Genomic DNA, 18,342 nt, shown 5'->3' with positions numbered 1-18,342 from the left:
ACCCCCAGGCGTCAAGTCTGTCCATGCTACGACGAGGTCGGTGTCCCCGCGCTAGATCGCGTTGCTTCGCTGCGCCTTGATCCACGACATCGCCTGCTGTAGTCCGGCGACCTCACCGTCGCGCAGCACGACGCTCGTTCCGAAGGTGCCGTCGGTGTCGATATGCCCGAGGGGCAACAACTGTCGCCGTATCTCGGCCGACTCCGCCGCGCCAGCGCCGCCGTCGTGCAGCCACTGGTCCAGTGGCCGGAAACTGGTCGTCCGGTGCCCCTCGACCACGTCCAACGAGTTGTCGCGCAGCAGGTCGAGGAGCTGTTGTTCGGTCAGTGTCGTCGCGTGTCCCGGGTCGCGTACGCGCTGTATCCGCTCGAACTGTTCGTGTGCCTCGCCGGCGAGCCCGGTGACGTTGTCCGCGACGACGACGTGACCGCCCGGTCGCACCACGCGCGCCATTTCGGCGACGACGATGTCGGGGCGTCGCACGTGGTGGAGTGCCCGCGTGCACATGACAAGATCGAAAGTGTTGTCGGCGAACGGTAGTTCCTCGACCAGCGCGACGACCAGCTGCACCGCGTCCACCTCGCCGTTCGCGCGCGCCTGCGCCAGCATCCGCGCCGAGGAGTCGACCCCGATGATCTTCGGGCGCACACCGACTTTCGCGGCCACCGCCGCCGCGGCCGCGGTGCCGGTGGCCACATCGAGGGCGCGTTCGAACTCCAGCGGGCGGATCAGCTCGGCGAGCAGTTCGACGTCGAGGCGCCGCGCCTGTCCGCCGGCGTAGGACTCCGCAATTGTCGCGAACCTCAGTTGGTTTCGGGAAACCTGCGCGCGGTAGCCATCGGTCATCTGTCGCACTTCGGCGCCGTCGATGTTCATGCGACTCCCAAGGAACCGGCGGGACGGCGAATGTGATATTCGCCGATATTCACCGGGCCTACGGTACCTTGTATTCACGCAAAAAACCCTGTCCGAGCACCGGGGGGACACCGAGGGGACAGCTTGTTCCGTGGCGGGCACCCGCCGGTCCACGGGCGCTGTCCGACGTGCTGCCGGCGTCCGTTCCGAGGTGCCCTGCGATGGTTGCCGGCTCGTGTTTTCCCGATGGAGGCAGGTGGTTCGATGGACGCCGCCGATGTTCGCGACAGCACCTTGCTGCTGAACTCGCCTCGCACGATCGTCGGCCTGCGCGCTGCCGAGGTCGCCCCCGAAGTCGTTGCCGCCGCGGCAGGTACGGCTCAGGCTCCGCGCGTGCTGCTGATCACGGGCGGCGGCTTCGCGCTGCGTAGCTGGTCCGAGCCGCTGCTGGCGGCACTGCGTTCGTTTCCGCTACACGTGGTGACCCATTCGGGCCTGCCGACTCCCGAGTCCGTCGCGCTGCTGGCGCGCGAGGTGCGCGCCCACCGCGCCGACGTGCTGCTCACGGTCGGTGGCGGCAGCGTCATGGATGCGGGCAAAGCCGCTGCGGCGCTGTCGATCAACGCCGATCCCACGCCCGAGCTGGTGGTACGCGCCTGTGCGCACGAGGCAGGCCGCGAGGACGTTCCACCGATCATCGCCCTGCCCACCACGCCGGGGACGGGAGCCGAAGCCACACCGTTCGCCACGATCTGGCATCGGGACCAGGGCCGTAAGCTCTCCCTGCGCGGCGCCGCCCTGCGACCGGTGACGGCGATTCTCGACCCGGATCTGATCGCCGGGCTGCCCGAGTCCTACTTCGTCAGTTGCCTATTGGACACCCTCGCGCAGGGCTTGGAGGGCGCGTGGTCGATCCGCGCCGACGAGCAGTCCGAATGGCTGGGCGCTACGGCCTGGAACCTGTTGGCCGAGTTACTGGACCGGCCGCACCACGGCCTCGGCGCGGCCGAACGCCACGCCGCGCTACTCGCCGGTCACCTAGCCGGACGTGCCATCGCCATCGCGGGAACCACTGTGTGCCATGCGATGTCGTACCCGTTGACGCTGCGCCACGGGCTCGGTCACGGCCATGCGTGCGGACTCACGCTGGCGGCGGTGCTGCGGTACAACGCCCTCGTCGGCGACGACTGCACCGACCCGCGCGGTGCCCAGCGGGTGCGCGACGCCATCACTCGCGTGGTGCGGGCAGCGGGCGAAAGCACCGTCGAGTCGCTGGCGGGAAAGATCGAGCAGCTCGCGCGCTCGCCCGCACTGCCCCCGCCCCCGGACATCCGCCACGACGCACCTCGAATCGCCACCGAAGCACTCGCTTACGACCGCGCGGGCAACAACCCGCGCCGCGTGGATGTGGCAGCCCTGACTCATCTGTTGGCCGGGACCGCGGAGAGAGACTATGCGCGTTGACAATTACAAGGTCATGCACTGGCAGAACACCAGGAAGATGACGACCGGCCAGACCGCCGACGCCGTCGGACTCGACCACGCACAGCTCGAGAAATTGATGTCGAGCCAGGAGTGGCCGGACGAACTCGCCGCCGCGGTGGCCCGCGCGCTACAGATCTCCCCGGAGCAGTTCGCCGCCAGCGGTCGGTCCGGGCTGACCGTGCTGGTCCGCACCGCGCAGGACCTGCACGACACCCGCCGCCCCATTCAGCGCGACGGCATCCACTTCTACAACTACTACACAATGGCGGCACCGCAGGGCGCGGTCGCGCCGGTCATCCTCGACATCCTGTGTCCGGCAGATCGCCTGCCCGCCTTGAACAATGGGCATTTGGAGCCCGCCATCACCATCAACCTCGGCCCCGGCGACATCCACGGGCGCTGGGGCGAGGAGCTCAGCGAGGCGACCTGGCAGGTGATCAGAGCCAATGCCGGCGCGGACAAGTGGATCGTCGGCGACTCCTACGTCGAGCCGTCGTACTGCCCGCACACCTACTCACTGGCCGGGGCCGCCCCGGCGCGCATCGTGTCCTATACCGGTCAGTCCTCGCTCGCCGGGCTGATGGAAGACGTCAACGATTGGTCGGACCCCGCCGCGCACGCGATGTTCGGCCGGCTCGACGAAGGCCCGGCCCCACGACAGGTCGCTACCCTGCTGCTGGACCGCCGCGGACACACCCTCGCCTCGGCCGCGTCCCTTCTCGGCGCGGCCGAAGCGGAGCTCATCGCGGCGCTCGACGAGGGCGGTATCGAGCTGCTGCGCGCCATGGGAGCGACGCTCGGCTTCGATTACCGACTGCTGATCCGGCCGGCGACCAGGCACGACGCGGTCGGTAAGACCTTCAAGGACATCGAGGAATGCCGCAGGGAGACAAGGGCTTTCAAGGGATACCAGGTGACCTCGACGGCCTCCGCCCCGCACCTGCCCGATCTCACCGGACTCTTCATGCTGGTGTCCGGGCACGGTGCCGAGCTGTGCGAACCGGCCGAGTCCCACTATCTGGTGACCGCAGGCGCGCCCACCCTGCACTGGACCGCTGCCGACGGGCGCGCCGAACACGCGGAGCTGAGCGTCGACGCGTCGGCGTGGGTCGCGCCGTTCGTGACCCATCACTGGTCCGGCGACGGCGCGATGATCAAGCTCGGTTCCGGACGACATCTCGGCTACCTCGATCTGTACGAACTGACCAACACCTACGCCGCGGTGGCCACCCTGCGGCGTGGCCGCCGCGACAACCGCGGCTGGGGTTACGACTCTTGAGCAGCACGGGAGAGAAGTTTGCGCGTCGTCTACACCGATCCCGCCTGGGCGCTGAACGACCTGGGACAGCCGGACCTCGCCAGGGCCGACATCGAACGCGCGGCCTTCGGCGGTGCGATCGACCTACGCCTCGGCCTGTTCGACGGCCGATACGTGGTGCAGGGTCCGGCTTTTCACGACCATGTGCGCGGCGCCGACGCCCTGGTGATCTATCGCTGCCAGGTGACGCAGGAGTTCCTGGAAGCGGTCGGACCGACCTGCCGGGTGATCGCTCGCAGCGGTGTCGGCATCGATAACCTGAACGCTCCGTTGCTCGCCGGCACCGGCATCGTCTCGTTCAACGTGCCCGACTACTGCGTCGACGAGGTCAGCACTCACACGCTGGCCCTGTTGCTCGCGCTGGAACGCAAGGTCTGTACCCAGGATCGCCTCGTCAAGAATCGCCAGTGGCGCATCCACGCGGGCGGGGTGCCGCGCCGGGTGTCGACGTGTACCGCGGGCATCATCGGATTCGGCCGCATCGGCCGGGCGACCGCGCGAAAACTACAGGCGTTCTACCAGAAGGTCATCGCCTACGACCCGTACGTCTCGGCCGACCTGATGGCTGGCTACGGCGTCACCGCCGCCACCGACCTGGCCGAATTGTTCGGCGCCGCGGACGCGGTGGTGATCCACGCGGCGTTGACCGACGAGAGCGACCGGCTCATCGATGCCGAGGCACTGGCCGCGGTCCGGCCGGGCGCGCTGCTCGTCAATACCGCCAGAGGTCGGCTGGTCGACCCGGCCGCCGTGCTCGACACGCTCGAGGCCGGGCGGCTCGGCGGTTTCGCCTCGGACGTGTTCACCCCCGAGGACCCCAACGACGATCCCACCGCGCGCAAGCTGCTGACCCGCGACGACGTGGTCGTCTCCGCGCACCGCGCGTTTCTCTCGCTGGAATCCGAGCGCAGTTGCCGGCGCCGGATCGCCGAGGGAGTCGCCACCGTTCTGGCCGGCGGGCCGCCGCCCGCCGAAGGCAGAGTGACCTGATCCGAGAGGCAGTACCCGTGATAGAGAACCTCCCCCTTCACCCAGGATCATCGGCCGGGGGTGCCGCCGGAGTGCGGTTGCGCAGGCTGCTCGCCGACCCGGCGCCGTCCTTCCTGATGGGCGCGCACGACGGCCTCAGCGCCCGCATCGCCGCCGAGGCCGGATTCGCCGGGCTATGGGCGTCCGGGCTGTGCATGTCGACCGTCCTCGGCGCGCGGGACAGCGACGAGGTGTCCTGGGGTGAACTGCTGGCCCTCGCCGCGCGGGTGGTCGAGTCCGGTGCCATCCCAGTGCTCGTCGACGCCGACACCGGCTACGGCAATTTCAATACCGCGCGACGGGTCGCCGCGCGGGCCGAGCAGATCGGCGCGGCGGGAATCTGCATGGAGGACAAGGTCTTTCCGAAGATGAACTCCTACTTCGGCGACAGCCATCCGCTGGCGCCGATCGGCGACATGTGCACCAAGATCGCGGCCTGCCGGGACAAGGTCGACGCCCAGTTCGTGCTCGTGGCGCGCACCGAGGCGTTGATCGCCGGCGCCGGATTGGGCGAGGCGCTCCGGCGCGCCGAGGCGTACCGCGAAGCGGGGGCCGATGCCATCTTCATCCACTCACGGCAGCGAACCATCGAGGAAATCGCCGAGTTCACCACCGAATGGGGTAATCGGCTGCCGCTGGTGATCGCGCCCACCACCTATCACGAGACACCCCAGGAGAAGTACGCCGAACTCGGTATCGCGGCGGTGATCTGGGCGAATCAGGCGATGCGGGCCACGGTGGTCGCGATGCGGCAGGTCTGCCGGTCGTTGCGGCTCGACGGTGCCGCGGCCGTGGAGCCGACCATCGCCGCGCTCGGGGAGTTGTTCGCGCTCATGGGGTATCAGGATCTGGAAACCGATGAGGAGCATTACATCGAACTGGCCAAGAAGTGGGTGGATTCGTGATCGACGCCGACGAGCTGCTCGGTGGGCTCATGGCCCGCGGCGTGGTGGATGTCGCCGGTGTGCCGTGCTCCTATCTGACCCCGGTGATCAACAGAGTGGCCTCCGGTGTGGCCGCGGGGTATCTGCCCGTGACGCAGGAGGGCGAGGCGGTCGCCATCGCCGCGGGCTGTTGGCTGGCGGGTGCGACGGCGTGTGTGATGGCGCAGAACTCGGGGCTGGGCAATATGGTCAACCCGCTGACGTCGCTCACCCATCCCAGTCGTATTCCGGTTCCGCTGCTCATCAGTTGGCGCGGGGAGCCGGGCTGTCCGGACGAGCCGCAACACGAGCTGATGGGCGCGATAACGCCGGGTCTGTTGGAGCTCATGCGGGTCGGGCATGCGGTGCTACCGTCCGATGCCGCCGAGCTCGACGCGTGTCTGGATACCGGCTGGGCCGAAATGCACCGCGCGCAACAGCCTTTCGCGTTCGTGCTGCGAAACGGTGTGCTGGCCGCTCAGCAGCTCACGGAGCCGCCGCTGCCCGCGCCGGTAGCGCCGACGGTCACCGGCACCCCCAAGGCTCGCGACACCCCAACTCGGATGGCGGCGTTGGAGTCCCTGGTCGGGTCCGTTGCCGACACGACGGCCGTGGTGTCCACCACCGGCAAGACCAGCCGTGAGCTCTACACCCTCGCCGACCGGCCGCAGCACTTCTACCTGGTCGGTGCGATGGGCTCCGCCAGCGCGGTCGGGCTCGGCGTAGCGCGGCACACCCGCCGACCGGTGGTGGTGATCGACGGCGACGGCGCGGCGCTGATGCGGCTCGGCACACTGGCAACGGTGGGCGCGCACGCCGCGCCGAACCTCATTCATGTCTTGCTGGACAACGGAGTTCACGATTCGACCGGCGGGCAGCAGAGCCTGGCGGGACAGGTCGACTTTCCCGCCGTGGCGCGGGCCTGCGGCTACGCGCGCGTGCACGACTGCGCCGACCTGACCGAATTCACCGACGTCATCAAGGTTGCCCAGGTCGAGCCGGGGCCGACGTTCATCTACTTGACGATTCGTCCCGGCTCGATCGCGGAGCTAGGCAGGCCCGCGGTCGGTCCGGCCGAAGTGGCAAGGCGGTTCAGGGCTTTCGTGACCGCATCCGGTGAGATCTCCGAAAGGCACGATCATGTTTCGTAACGGCGCACTCCACCCCGCTACCGATCAGAGCACCGTGCGTAACCCTTGGACCGGGGAGACCGTCGGCTTGGTCGCGCGCGACACCGTGGCCCAGATGGACGAAGCGGTACGGGAACTCCGGGCCGCCTGGCGACCGATGCGGCCGGATCGGCGGGCGGCGGTCCTGAACGCGGCGGCACACCTCATCCGCGAAAGATCCGGGACCCTCGCCGAACTCATCTCCCGGGAGTCCGGCGTATGCATCGCCGAGACGCGCAAGGAAACCGAGCGCGCCGCAACGAATCTCGTCGTCGCGGCGACCGAGGCCGAGCGGCTGCGCGGCGAGAGCATTCCGGTGCCCGGCCATGATCGGTTGGCGCTCACCATCTTCGAGCCGGTCGGGGTGGTCGCGGCGATCACGCCGTTCAATCGGCCGCTCAATCAGGTGGTCGTGAAGGTGGCGCCCGCGGTGGCCGCCGGGTGTGCGGTCGTGCTGAAACCGTCGGAGAAGACACCGCTGACCGCGCTGGCCTTCGCGGAGATCCTGCTGGAAGCGGGTTTGCCGCCCGAACATCTGGTCGTCACCACCGGCGAGCCGGGCACGATCGGTCCGGCGTTGGCCGGTCATTCGGAGATCGACATGGTGACCTTCACCGGCTCGGTGCGCACCGGCCAGGAGGTGGCCAGAGTTGCTGCGGGTAGGAAACTCCTGCTGGAGTTGGGTGGCAACGATCCACTGATCGTCCTGCCCGACGCCGATCTCGGGCTGGCCGTCGAATTGGCGCGCCAAGGCGCGTTCGCCACTGCTGGGCAATCCTGCCGAGGGATCAAGCGAGTGATCGCCGTGGGTGCGATCGCCGACGATCTGGTCGCCGGGCTCGTCGAAGCGGCCCGCCGGAAACGGGCCGGTGATCCACTCGATCCGGCTACCGATGTCGGGCCGCTGATCAGCGCGGACGCCGCGATCGTGGTGGAGCGGCGCATCGCGGATGCGGTCGCGGCGAATGCGAAGCTGCTGTACGGCGGCGATCGGCGCGAATCGCTCATCACCCCCGCAGTCCTCGACCATGTGCCGGCCGACGCCGAGCTGGTGGTCGAGGAGACATTCGGTCCGGTAGCACCGGTGATCAGAGTGGCCGACACGGCGGCGGCGATCGAGGTCGCCAACGGGACCCGGTACGGGTTGCAGGCCGGGGTCGTCACCTCCGATGTGGCCGAGTTCTCCGAGATCGCCGCGGCACTGCGGGTCGGTGCCGTAAACCTCAATGCCGGGCCACATTTCGACTCGCCGCACATTCCCTTCGGCGGCGTGAAGTCCAGCGGGCTCGGGCGCGAAGGGTTGTCCTACTCGATTAGGGAGATGAGCACCGTCAAGACGGTCACGCTGCCCTACCCGCTGTAGCCCCCTCGCCACGCTGACGGCGCCGTTTGTGATGAACAAGTTAGGACGAAACCGATGACCGCCGAGCCTGAAGCCACCGCTGCTGTCGACTATCGATCGCTGTTCCGACTCGACGGGAAACGTGCCCTCGTCATAGGTGCGGGCAGCGGTATCGGCCGTGAATCCGCGCTCGCGCTCGCGGCGCTGGGTGCGGAGGTGATGTGTGCAGACCTCGATTTCGCGCGGGCGGAGGAGACCGCGACGTCGGCTGGTCATCTCGCCACCGCCATGCAGTTGGATGCGCGGGATGCTGCTGCTGTAGAGGCGGCGGCGGGCGAACTCGCTGAGCTGGACGTGTTCGTCTTCACCACCGGACGCAACGTCCGCAAGCGTCTATTCGACTACGCGGCAGAAGAATTCGATGCAGTACTGGACCTGAACCTGCGCGCCGCCTTCCACATGATTCGCGCGTTCGGAAAGGGCATGGTCGCCCGAGGTGGTGGCTCGATCGTGGGTATGTCGTCGATCCGGGCGCTCACCGTGGAGCCTGGGCAGGCCGTCTACGCGGCGTCGAAGGCGGCGCTGGTGCAGCTGATCCGCGGGGCCGCCGCGGAATTCGGTCCGGCCGGAGTGCGGGTGAACGCGGTAGCGCCCGGGGTGGTGCGGACGCCGCTGACCGATCCGATCTTCGAGGTGCCGGAGTGGCAGCAGGCGTACGCGGCCAAGAGCGCGCTCGGCCGGTGGGCGCAGCCGGGTGAAATCGCCGGGGCGGTAGCGTTTTTGGCCTCCGATGCGGCCAGCTTCGTCACCGGATCGATGCTGTGCGTCGATGGTGGTTGGACGGCGGTGGACGGTCGTTACGAGCCGCCGCGCTGAGTCAGTACCGCGGCATCTTCGACAAAGGTGCCCATGTCGGGCGCCTCGAACAGCAGGTTCATCGGGACCGTGACGCCGAATTCCGCACGGAGCGCGGACATCAGCTCGCCGGCCAGGAGCGAGTCGCCGCCGAGTTCGTAGAAGTTCGCGGCGGGTTCGGTGTAGCCGGTGCCGCACACCCGGTCGACGACGGACCATATTCGTTCCACATCAGTCCTTTCGCCGCAGCTTGCCCGACGCTGTCCTGCGCACATCGTCCACGATCTCGATCGTTCGCGGTGTCTGGGCTCTGGTCAGTTCGGCGCGGCAGCTGCGCAACAGCTCGGCTGAGATTTGCGCTGGGTCGCCGCCGTGCAGGCTGACCTCGGCATGGACCACCTCGCCCAGATCCGGATCGGGCACGGCGCGGACGCGGACGTCGCGTACTTCGTCGTGGCGTTCCAGGACCCGCTCGATGTCGCGCGGGAAGACCTTTACGCCGCCGACGTTGATGGCGTCGTCCTTGCGGCCCACCAGCGTCACATAACCTTCGTCATCCATCCACGCGAGATCGCCGACGCTGAAATGTCCGTCTACTTCGGCCAGTTTCGGTCCGGTGCCGAGGTAGCTAGGTTGTCCGGCGTTCTCATCGGTCATGAACAGCTCGCCGGTGGTCCCGGTGGGGACTTCGCGATGGGACTCGTCCAGGATCCGGACCGAGCAGTGCAGCGCACGCCCGACGGATCCGGGATGTCGGAGCCACTCGTCGCCGCGGATGCTGAGGACGCCGATCCGTTCGACACTGCCGTATTCCTCGTACACCTTGGTCGGGTCGACCAACTCCAGCCAGCGGCGTTTCACCGCCTCCGGGCATCGTGCCGCGGTGTGCACGACCAGGCGAAGCGAGGCGAACCAGCAACTGTCCATGCCGCTCGCTTGGCTGAGCGTGGCCATCTGCGCGGGCACGGTCCTGACGACCTCCACCCCTTCGGATACGAGTAGCTCCAGGAACAGCTTCGGGGAAGCGTTGCCCGGGATGATGATCCGATGCCCCAGCGCGAGCCCGTGGTAGAGGGCGCCGAAACCCGCGTGGTAGAGCGGGAGTCCGACGATCTGGGTTTGGCCGTATGCCATGCCCCGATCGCGTTCTTTGCTGCTGAGCGGCCCCTTCTCGTCGTATGCCCATGGCCGGTTTCTGATGACGAGCTTCGGGTCGCCGGTTGTTCCGCCGGAGAGCGATATTGATCTCGGTAGTCCGTCGGCTAGTTCCGAGATTCTCTCTGCCCGTGGGTGATAGGACACCAAGCCGCCGCCTTCGACCACCCAGCCTCGTGGATATCGGTCGACGATGTTCGACTTCATGGTGTCGGTCCATCGGTGGTCCACCGGGAGCACGGCGGCACCGGCTTCCCACAGCGCCAGCGTTGCTACGACGTGACCGATCCCCGGCGGCAAAGAGACTGCGGCGACGTCGCCCGCGCGTAAGCCGTTCTGTCCGAATGCCTCTGCTTGCTCGTGTGTTTTCGACACGAGTTCACGCCAGGTGATCTCCTCGCCGGTGCTGAAGCCGCGCACCTTCACGGCGCAGTCGTGTGGCCGGTCCGCCGCTGTTTTCGCGATGAGCTCGCAGATCGATACCTTGCCTGTCATGGACGCCACTCATCCGTTGCCGACGACGTATTCGTCGGCGATGCACAAGGTTTCGTCCAACAGGGCCATTCCTTCTCGGATCTCCGCTTCCTCGATGATCAGCGGCGGGCACACCAGGATGGTGTTCCAGTGGGTGAGCAGATACAAGCCCTTGCGGAAGGCCGCGGCGGTCAGTCTCGTCATCGGCTCGGCGGCAGCGGCATCCGGGTTGAACGGGACGAGCGGCTGCTTGCTCGCGCGGTCGGTGACGAGTTCTATCCCCCAGAAGCAGCCGCTGCCGCGGATGTCCCCGATCGACGGATGCCGATCGGCCAAGGCGCGCAGCTCTTTCTCGATCAGCGGACCGTGCCGCTCCGCGCGTTCGACGAGCCGCTCCTTCTGATAGACGCCCAACACGGCGACGGCGGCCGCGCAGCCGACGGGATGGGCGCTGTGGGTCAGACCGTACGGGAACACCGAATCCTGCAACCAGCTCGACAGCCGGTCGCTCACCGCGGCGGCCGCCAGCGGTACGTAACCGGCCGTCAAGCCCTTTGCGCACGTAATGATATCGGGTACCACGCCCCACCGGTCGCAGGCGAACCAGCTGCCGGTGCGGCCGAAGCCGGTCATCACCTCGTCGAAGATCAGCAGGATCCCGTGCTCTGTGCAGACGTCGCGGATCGCTTGCAGGTAACCGTCGGGTGGGACGATCACGCCGTTGATCCCGGTGACCGGCTCGAGGATCACCGCTGCCACGTTCTCGGCGCCCTCGTACTGGAGCAGTTCGCGCAGATGCGGTGCACCCGTGCACACCGGGCAGGGCGTGGGATGGCCTGCGGGACAACGATAGGTGTAGGGGTCAAGCATGCGTACGACACCGGGCATGCCGGGCTCGCCGACCCACCGGCGCGGCTCACCGGTCAGCGTGAGCGCCCCCGCCGTGCTGCCGTGGTACGAGCGGTAGCGGGCGATCACCTTGCTCCGGCCGGTGTATGCCCGTGCCAGCCGGATCGCCGCCTCGTTCGCCTCGGTTCCGCTGCACGCGAAGAAGAACGAATTGAGGTCACCCGGTGTGACCTCGGCGAGGCGGTCCGCCAGCTCGCCGACGATCTCGACATCCCACGGGCGGCCGAGCGTGGCCATGGTGGCCACCTGTTTCTGGACCGCCTCCTGCACCTCCGTGCGGCTGTGCCCCAGGTTCGCGTTGACGAGCTGGGAGCCGAAGTCCAGGTAGGACCGTCCGGCGGCGTCGAAGAACCGGCACCCGTCGCCGCCGACAATGCGCGGCGGCGGATCCCCGCCCTGCCTCGACCACGACTGGATGACCCGGCCTTTTGCTGTCGCGGATTCTCCCATTGTGTTGCTCACCTTTCGATTACGGCACTGCGGCGGTTTCCCGCTTTCAGCGAATAGCGACGCGACGCTGGCTGCCCGGATCGAAGGCGAAGGTCGCGATGATCGATAGGACACCGGCCCAGCCGGCGAGCACGAGCAGGTTGGGCCCGATGCTCACCAATCCCCCTTGTTGGGCGAGGACCCGTTGCATGCCGTCCACCGCCCAGTACTGCGGGGTCAGCGGGGCGAGCGGGCGGTCCCAGGCCGGCATCAGCCGGACCGGCACGACGGCGCCGCCCACCGCGCCCATGCCGAGAACGACCAGCTGGCACAGGTTTTGCATGGCGGAGACATTCCGGGTGAGCGAGATCAGGACCAGACCGAGAGCGATGGCGGCCCAGGCGATCGTCAGGATGAGGACGGTCAAGGCGAGCAGTGAGCCGTTGACCGTCGCGCCGAACAGCAACCGGCCGGTGAGGATCAGCAATGCCATCTGCGCTGCGGAGAGCACGAAATACGGGATGGCCAGCTGGATCGCCATCGTCGCTCTGGACAAGCCGCTGGCCTTGACCAAACTCCATGCGCCGGAGGCGTGCTCGCGGTAGTGGGACGTGCCCATGAACATCATCACGTAGAAGCCGAACATCACCGTGAAGCCGGGGACGGTCTGGTCGGCCCCGGTGCCGCCGATGATGCCGGAGAAGGCGTCGCTGAGCAGCGCCTGCATCAATAGTGGTGCGGCGAAGAGGAAGACGAACAGGGTGGGGTCCTGGCGCCAGGTGGCCAGTTCTTTTCGGACGAAGGCCCAGGTGATCGTCATCGCGCCGCCGCTCTCGGCCGCTGCTCGATGATCTGCAGAAAAGCGTTCTCCAGCGAAACAGGTACCGCGCGCACATCTTTGATGGGCAGATCGCTCTCGTCGAGCACCCGCACGAGGGTAGGCAGGATCTCCGGTTGTTGCGCCGCCACTCGAATCCGCCTGCCGTGCAACGTTATCGCGGTAGCCGGTAGAGCATCGCGCAGCAGGGTCAGCACGGCCGCCGCCTGGTCGCTGATGATTTCGCAGTACGGGCTGGCGTACTCCGCCACAAAGCTTTTCACGTCGGTCGTGACGACGAGCGTGCCCTCATCGAGCACACCGATTCGGTCGCAGAGGATCTCGGCTTCCTCGAGGTGGTGGGTCGTGTAGAGGATCGTCGAGCCCTCGCCGCGCAGTTCTCGGAGAACGTGGTGAATGGCTTGGCGGGAGTCGATGTCGACGCCGGTGCTCGGTTCGTCCAAGACCATCAGCGGCGGCGAGTGCACGATGCCCATGCCGATCGACAGCCTGCGGCGCTCGCCACCCGAGAGTTGCGCGCCGCCTCGGTCCGCTATTCGACTGAGGCCGAGCCGCTCCATCACCTCGGCCGCCCTGCGGTGCGCGGTCGGGCGGGGCATGCCGCGGACGATCGCGGCGAAGCGCAGGTTCTGCCATACCGTCATCGCCAGATACACCGTGTTGTCCTGGGGGACATAGCCGATGCGCCTGCGCAGCCGACGACCGTGCCTGCGTACGTCGGTGCCGAACACCTCCACCCGCCCGGCGGTCGGTTTGACGAGTCCGCAGATGATGTCGAGCGCCGTGGACTTTCCGGCGCCGTTGCGACCCAACAGTCCGAAGATCTCGCCGCGACCGACGGACAGGCCTACTCCGTCCAAGGCGACGACCGAGCCATAGGTCTTGCGCAGGCCGTCTACCAGGACGACCGGCTCGTCGGCTACGTCCATGACGCGGCCTGGTGGCTTGCCACGATCGAGCGGACCTGATCCCGGTAGTCGACCGCCCGTCCGTAGCACTGGGTCATCAGGACCGCGCCTGCCCCGGTCGACGTGTTGCGGACGAAGCAGCTCGCTGCGCGGCCCAGCCAACCCGTGGTGTTCGCCTGCGGCGCTGCCCATGTGGGGTCGCTGCTCGGTACGTGCAAGCCGTAGGAGAAGCCGTAGCCCTTTCCCGGAATGTAGTCCGGGCCGCTGCCTGCCAGCTGGCCGATCTGGTCTATGAACAGTTCCCGGGTGATACGGCCGAGTGCGGGGATGGACAGGTGGCCGTCACTGTCAGGGGTGATCGCGCACAGCAGTTTCGTGAAATCGAGAGCGGTGGAGTAGCCGCCTGAGCCGGCCGACAACCAGGCTGGTCTTTCCTGATGTGCGACAAGATTTTTGGGTGTCGCCGGGGCGGCTTCGAGTGGTTGGGCGACGCGTTTCAAATCGTCCGGCTCCACGTGGAAGCCGGTGTCGCGCAATTCGAGTGGGCGGCAGACTCGGTGCTCGATGATCTCGTCGAGTGGGCGGTTGTCCGCGAGTTCGAGGACGCGACCGAGGACATCCATGGCCACGCCGTACTCCCACCGGGTGCCGGGATCCGCGGCGAGGGGCAGGGTCGCTATCTGCTGGACGATTTCGTCCAAGGTTGGTGTGCCGGTTCGGTGTTCGTACTTCTGCAGCAGGGCGTGCTCGTAGTACGGCTTGATGTTGGCCGAGGTGTGGTGTCCGCCGCCGATGCCCGCGGTCTGCCGCATCAGGTCGTGCAGCAGCAGCGGGCGCCGCGGTGGGCGCAGCGCACCGCCGTCCTCGACCCGGATGCCGGCGAAGCAGGGCAGCCACTCGGCGACCGGGTCCGTCAACCGGAGGCGGTCTTCGGCCACCATCGTCAACGTCGCGAGCGCGGTCAAAACCTTCGTCATAGAGTAGATCCGGAAGATGGCGTCCTCGCGCATCGGCAGCGCGTTGTTCGGGTCGAGGTCGCCCACCGCGCACAGGTCGACCAACGACCCCTGGTCGGTCACCGCCACCACGGCCCCCGGTATCCGGCGCGCTGCCACCTCGCCCGATACGGCGTCCAGCAGCTCCGTCATCATGTCCATTCGTCGCCCTCCGCGCCCCCATGTGCATTCGTACTTCAGCGCCGAGCACGCCGTGGGTTAAATCTCCGTGTTGTCGATCAGGCGGGTACTTCCGAGCCAGACGGCCGCGACGAGGCGGCTACTTTTGGTCGCTGCACGAACCGGCTCCAGGGTGTCCCGATCGACCAGCTCCAAGTATTCGACGCGGTCCATGCCCGCCTCGGTCAATAGCCGCCGACCCTCAGCGAGCACATCCGTGACCGAGCCCGGCTCTGCCCGCAACCTCTCGGTGAGCTCCGTCAAGATCCGGAACAGCGATGCGGCCGTTCGCCGTTCGGCGGAGTCGAGGTAGGCGTTCCGCGACGAGAGGGCAAGACCGTCCGGTTCGCGCACGGTAGGCACCGCACGGACCTCGATCGGCAATCCCAGATCGCGGATAACCGCCGTCAACACCACCAACTGCTGGAAGTCCTTCTCCCCCAGGTACACCGCGGTCGGTGCCAGCAGAAGCAGAATCTTCGACATCTCGGTGGTGACACCCGCGAAGTGCGTCGGCCTACCCACCCCACACAGCACGGACGACAGGCCGGGCACCGCGACCGTCAGCCCGAAACCCGGCGGGAACAACTCCTCCGCCGTAGGCAACCAGGCAATATCCGCCTCCGCCTTCGCACAGAGCGCCAGATCCCTATCCTCATCCCGCGGATACGACTCGAAATCCTCATCCGGCCCGAACTGCAACGGATTGACGAAAATCGAAGCCACCACCACGTCATCACGCGCCCTCGCCGCCCGAACGAGCGCAAGATGCCCCTCATGCAACGCACCCATAGTGGGCACATACCCAATGCTCTTCCCCCGACCACGGGGCTCCGCCAAGGCCCGCCGCACTTCCGCGACACTCCGCACAACGATCATTACGTGATTCCCTCAGCGATACGACGCGCGCCCGCCGCGGACGTGTGAAATCCCCCACGCGTGCTGCACACGGCGAATCTTAACAAGGAGTTCGCCGCAAGTTCCCGAATCCGACGTACTCCGAACAGGTTTCGCGCCCCCAACCGTTGCTTAGCCTCGCTACCCGCCGGACGATCGGGGCCGAGACACCGCACTCACGTGCCGGCTCTAACCGACCGACCCACCACCCCAGGCACCGGGCCGAAGGCCGTTCAGATTCGCGCTAGTCGGCGTAGCGAAGCAGCCCCTCGTTCTCCTTTTCCTTGACCGCCGCCGCGTGAAGCTCGAACAGGCGCTTCCGTCGATGCTCGTCAAGACGTAGCTCGTAGGTGAAGTTGATCAGGCTGTGAGCAGAAGGTATGGCCGCCGCGGACATCCAGTCACCGACGCCCGACCGCACGGTTTCCGCCGAGAAGAGCTCCGCCACGCCTCCGACTTCACCCATCAGCGTGGAAATTTCATTCGCTAACGCCGTTCTTGCCGCTTGCCCGGGGCTTGCGGGACCCGACTCACTACGAAGGATTGTCTGGGGGGCGCTTGGCAGCCCGTCGCTCAGCCCGAGCAAGCCACGCGCCATATCCAGTCTTGTCGCCCCGCCGACTTCCTCCTGGTCGCGGCGCAGGCTCGCCGGGCGGCGATCGGTCTTGCTGGTAGCCGACTCGAGCTTCGGAAGCGTACTGAGCCCTCGTTCCTCGTACACACCAGCAGTCCAAAGCTTCGCGGCTTCGGTCGCGACAGCATCTCCGCCCAGCGCTTCGGCGAGTCTTCCCACTATCGCGCGGCTAGGCATCTTGGGACCCGTAAGCGCTTTGTAGACCGCCTGATGCGAGTGACCGATACGGGCACCGAGCTCGGTGGTCGACAGATCACCGTTGTCAACCACAAGGCGCTGCATGTAGACGAAGAACTGATGCCGCGCCCCGGCAGGCACGGCGGGCGGCTTCAGCGGTTTCTTGGCCATCGAGGTGGTCCTTCCACATTCGGCACCTGTACAGCAGGCTTATTTCAACCTCACTGCCATCCAATGCGCCCTAAATATCCCAATGGCACTGTCGCACTTGACCTCTGGCAATACCGTTGAGACGCTTGCACTCTCGCGGACGATCCTATCCGTGCCACCCGCTTGCCTCCACCAAAACAGACCAAAGGTCTGAATAGAAGGGAAGATCTGTCTTGAGCCGCCGTCGGACATCATCACGGGGAAATGGCTGTTCCGTCGACGACGCATCCCCCGTCGCAGGTGGGCCCGGCCCTCAGGTCGACCCGTCACCACCGCTGCCGGACACCGGCCCTACCCCGAAGCCATCGCCGGGCTTGCCGATATGGCTGACGATCGTCGACCTGTTCGTCCTCGGGATGGCGTTGCTGGCGGCCATTCTCTTAGTTGGGCGGTTCGGAGTGACGGCGCCTTTGCTCGGCGCGGTCGCAGCGTTCGTCGCAGCGATTTTGGGGGCATGGCGCATGCGGCGCAGGTGAGCTTCGCTTCGAATCTTCGGACCACCCGATCCAGACAGGACTCGCCTCCCGTGCATAAGCTCTACGGCAATGCCCGTGCCGCGTTTCTCGTCACGCGGCCCGCATCCGCCGGTTCGGGCGACCCAGCGTGATCGCCTGGTCATGCCGCAGCCGCGAACCCGGGGTCTCGCCGCACCAATTCCAGCAGCCGCCCGCCGCCGACCCACGCGCCGACGCTGAGGGCCCGGCCGCCATCGCAGTCGATTGGCACGCCGCGAAACCCTGCCTCTGACCTAACCGCGTGGACTTCGGCAGCTCCCGACTGCGGGCTGGCCGAGGTCCATGCCGCATTCAACCGGAGGTTCTCGTGTAGCGGACGTCCCGTTCCGCCCGCTGGGCACAGTTTTGGATACAGTTGCGGAAATCGGCCAAGCAAACGAAAGAACCCCAGACCTTAATGTGCAGGTCAGGGGTCCTTTTCCGGTGGTCCCAGCTGGTTTCGAACCAGCGACCTTCCGCGTGTGAGGCGGACGCTCTCCCGCTGAGCTATGGGACCTGAACTCATGCCACATGGTGGCGGGCCGGGTGGTGTGTTAGCACCCTCCGAACGAGATGGAACATTAGCATGCGCCACCGGCGGTTCACCAAATCGCCACCCGGACAGGGGTGGAAGGTGGTGTGCGGCAGGTCGTCTCGATGGGGGTGCCGGACGGGCCGCGCTTTCCTGTTCGGCGGGCCGGCAACCCTGTTGAAGCTCGGGGCGAACCTCCCCAACCACACCGGCCACCTCCGCCCCACTGGCAACCTTGCCGATTTCCCCCGTTCTACCAGCGGATTTGTAGCTTTCACCGGGCGTCCGCTAATGTTCTGTCTCGCACCACGGAGGCCACCACAGCCGCCGAGATGCACAGAATGCGGATGTAGCGCAGTGGTAGCGCATCACCTTGCCAAGGTGAGGGTCGCGGGTTCGAATCCCGTCATCCGCTCGGAAGAGGTAGGGCAAGGCAACTTAGTTTCGCCGTCCCCCTTCGCACGGTGGAGTGGCCGAGTGGTGAGGCAACGGCCTGCAAAGCCGTGCACACGGGTTCGATTCCCGTCTCCACCT

Annotated in this window: 16 protein-coding genes and 3 tRNA genes; 9 read left to right on the top strand and 10 right to left on the bottom strand. The window is 67.0% G+C overall.

The window, feature by feature from the left end; all coding sequences use genetic code 11:
* Window positions 1-51 precede the first annotated feature (51 nt).
* Window positions 52-876, bottom strand: coding sequence for a class I SAM-dependent methyltransferase (locus tag ACIHA7_RS20075; protein ID WP_397291491.1), 825 nt, complete (start codon window positions 874-876; stop codon window positions 52-54).
* A gap of 243 nt (window positions 877-1,119) precedes the next feature.
* Here ACIHA7_RS20075 and ACIHA7_RS20070 point away from each other — a divergent pair, with 243 nt between their 5' ends.
* The 7 genes from ACIHA7_RS20070 to ACIHA7_RS20040 all read left to right on the top strand — a co-directional run bounded on the left by ACIHA7_RS20070 (window position 1,120) and on the right by ACIHA7_RS20040 (window position 8,997).
* Complete coding sequence (locus ACIHA7_RS20070; RefSeq protein WP_397291489.1) at window positions 1,120-2,319, top strand: phosphonoacetaldehyde reductase; 1,200 nt, start codon at window positions 1,120-1,122, stop codon at window positions 2,317-2,319.
* The gene (locus ACIHA7_RS20065; RefSeq protein WP_397291487.1) at window positions 2,309-3,619 is read left to right on the top strand and encodes a histidine kinase; all 1,311 of its coding nucleotides are present in this window, start codon (window positions 2,309-2,311) and stop codon (window positions 3,617-3,619) included. Before ACIHA7_RS20070 ends, ACIHA7_RS20065 begins: the two co-directional genes overlap by 11 nt.
* Window positions 3,620-3,637: 18 nt before the next feature.
* Window positions 3,638-4,648, top strand: coding sequence for a C-terminal binding protein (locus ACIHA7_RS20060; RefSeq protein ID WP_397291485.1), 1,011 nt, complete (start codon window positions 3,638-3,640; stop codon window positions 4,646-4,648).
* Between the two features lie 71 nt (window positions 4,649-4,719).
* On the top strand, window positions 4,720-5,592 hold the full coding sequence (locus tag ACIHA7_RS20055) for an isocitrate lyase/phosphoenolpyruvate mutase family protein (RefSeq protein WP_397291483.1): 873 nt from the start codon (window positions 4,720-4,722) through the stop codon (window positions 5,590-5,592).
* Complete coding sequence (aepY, locus tag ACIHA7_RS20050; protein ID WP_397291480.1) at window positions 5,589-6,761, top strand: phosphonopyruvate decarboxylase; 1,173 nt, start codon at window positions 5,589-5,591, stop codon at window positions 6,759-6,761. The genes ACIHA7_RS20055 and aepY overlap by 4 nt, the downstream gene beginning before the upstream one ends.
* Window positions 6,751-8,142 carry an aldehyde dehydrogenase family protein gene (locus ACIHA7_RS20045; RefSeq protein WP_397291478.1) on the top strand — a complete coding sequence of 464 codons (1,392 nt, stop codon included), beginning with the start codon at window positions 6,751-6,753 and terminating at the stop codon, window positions 8,140-8,142. Before aepY ends, ACIHA7_RS20045 begins: the two co-directional genes overlap by 11 nt.
* A gap of 54 nt (window positions 8,143-8,196) precedes the next feature.
* Window positions 8,197-8,997 carry an SDR family NAD(P)-dependent oxidoreductase gene (locus ACIHA7_RS20040; protein ID WP_397291476.1) on the top strand — a complete coding sequence of 267 codons (801 nt, stop codon included), beginning with the start codon at window positions 8,197-8,199 and terminating at the stop codon, window positions 8,995-8,997.
* Here the strand turns inward: ACIHA7_RS20040 and ACIHA7_RS20035 are convergent.
* From ACIHA7_RS20035 to ACIHA7_RS19995, 9 genes are all read right to left on the bottom strand, one after another.
* Complete coding sequence (locus ACIHA7_RS20035) at window positions 8,979-9,206, bottom strand: phosphopantetheine-binding protein (protein ID WP_397291474.1); 228 nt, start codon at window positions 9,204-9,206, stop codon at window positions 8,979-8,981. The two genes, ACIHA7_RS20040 and ACIHA7_RS20035, sit on opposite strands and share 19 nt — an antisense overlap.
* Before the next feature lies 1 nt (window position 9,207).
* Window positions 9,208-10,626, bottom strand: a complete 1,419-nt coding sequence (locus ACIHA7_RS20030) for a class I adenylate-forming enzyme family protein (protein WP_397291472.1) — start codon at window positions 10,624-10,626, stop codon at window positions 9,208-9,210.
* 9 nt (window positions 10,627-10,635) lie between these two features.
* Window positions 10,636-11,964 (bottom strand): aminotransferase class III-fold pyridoxal phosphate-dependent enzyme, encoded by a 1,329-nt coding sequence (locus ACIHA7_RS20025; RefSeq protein ID WP_397291470.1) that lies wholly within the window; start codon window positions 11,962-11,964, stop codon window positions 10,636-10,638.
* 46 nt (window positions 11,965-12,010) lie between these two features.
* On the bottom strand, window positions 12,011-12,763 hold the full coding sequence (locus tag ACIHA7_RS20020; protein WP_397291468.1) for an ABC transporter permease: 753 nt from the start codon (window positions 12,761-12,763) through the stop codon (window positions 12,011-12,013).
* On the bottom strand, window positions 12,760-13,710 hold the full coding sequence (locus ACIHA7_RS20015) for an ABC transporter ATP-binding protein (protein ID WP_397291466.1): 951 nt from the start codon (window positions 13,708-13,710) through the stop codon (window positions 12,760-12,762). The genes ACIHA7_RS20020 and ACIHA7_RS20015 overlap by 4 nt, the downstream gene beginning before the upstream one ends.
* Window positions 13,701-14,846, bottom strand: coding sequence for a serine hydrolase domain-containing protein (locus tag ACIHA7_RS20010; protein ID WP_397291464.1), 1,146 nt, complete (start codon window positions 14,844-14,846; stop codon window positions 13,701-13,703). The genes ACIHA7_RS20015 and ACIHA7_RS20010 overlap by 10 nt, the downstream gene beginning before the upstream one ends.
* A 57-nt stretch (window positions 14,847-14,903) precedes the next feature.
* A complete protein-coding gene (gene panC / locus ACIHA7_RS20005; RefSeq protein ID WP_397291462.1) occupies window positions 14,904-15,743 on the bottom strand; it encodes a pantoate--beta-alanine ligase in 840 nt (279 codons plus the stop codon).
* Between the two features lie 262 nt (window positions 15,744-16,005).
* Window positions 16,006-16,743, bottom strand: a complete 738-nt coding sequence (locus ACIHA7_RS20000; RefSeq protein WP_397291460.1) for a hypothetical protein — start codon at window positions 16,741-16,743, stop codon at window positions 16,006-16,008.
* 978 nt (window positions 16,744-17,721) lie between these two features.
* Window positions 17,722-17,793 (bottom strand) — tRNA-Val (locus ACIHA7_RS19995).
* Between the two features lie 358 nt (window positions 17,794-18,151).
* Here ACIHA7_RS19995 and ACIHA7_RS19990 point away from each other — a divergent pair.
* Window positions 18,152-18,223, top strand: a tRNA-Gly gene (locus ACIHA7_RS19990).
* Window positions 18,224-18,271: 48 nt separating this feature from the next.
* Window positions 18,272-18,342, top strand: a tRNA-Cys gene (locus tag ACIHA7_RS19985).

Origin of the sequence: Nocardia sp. NPDC052316 (assembly GCF_044547795.1) — a bacterium.
Taxonomy (GTDB): Bacteria; Actinomycetota; Actinomycetes; order Mycobacteriales; family Mycobacteriaceae; genus Nocardia.
This window is presented reverse-complemented; position numbering and strand designations above follow the sequence as displayed.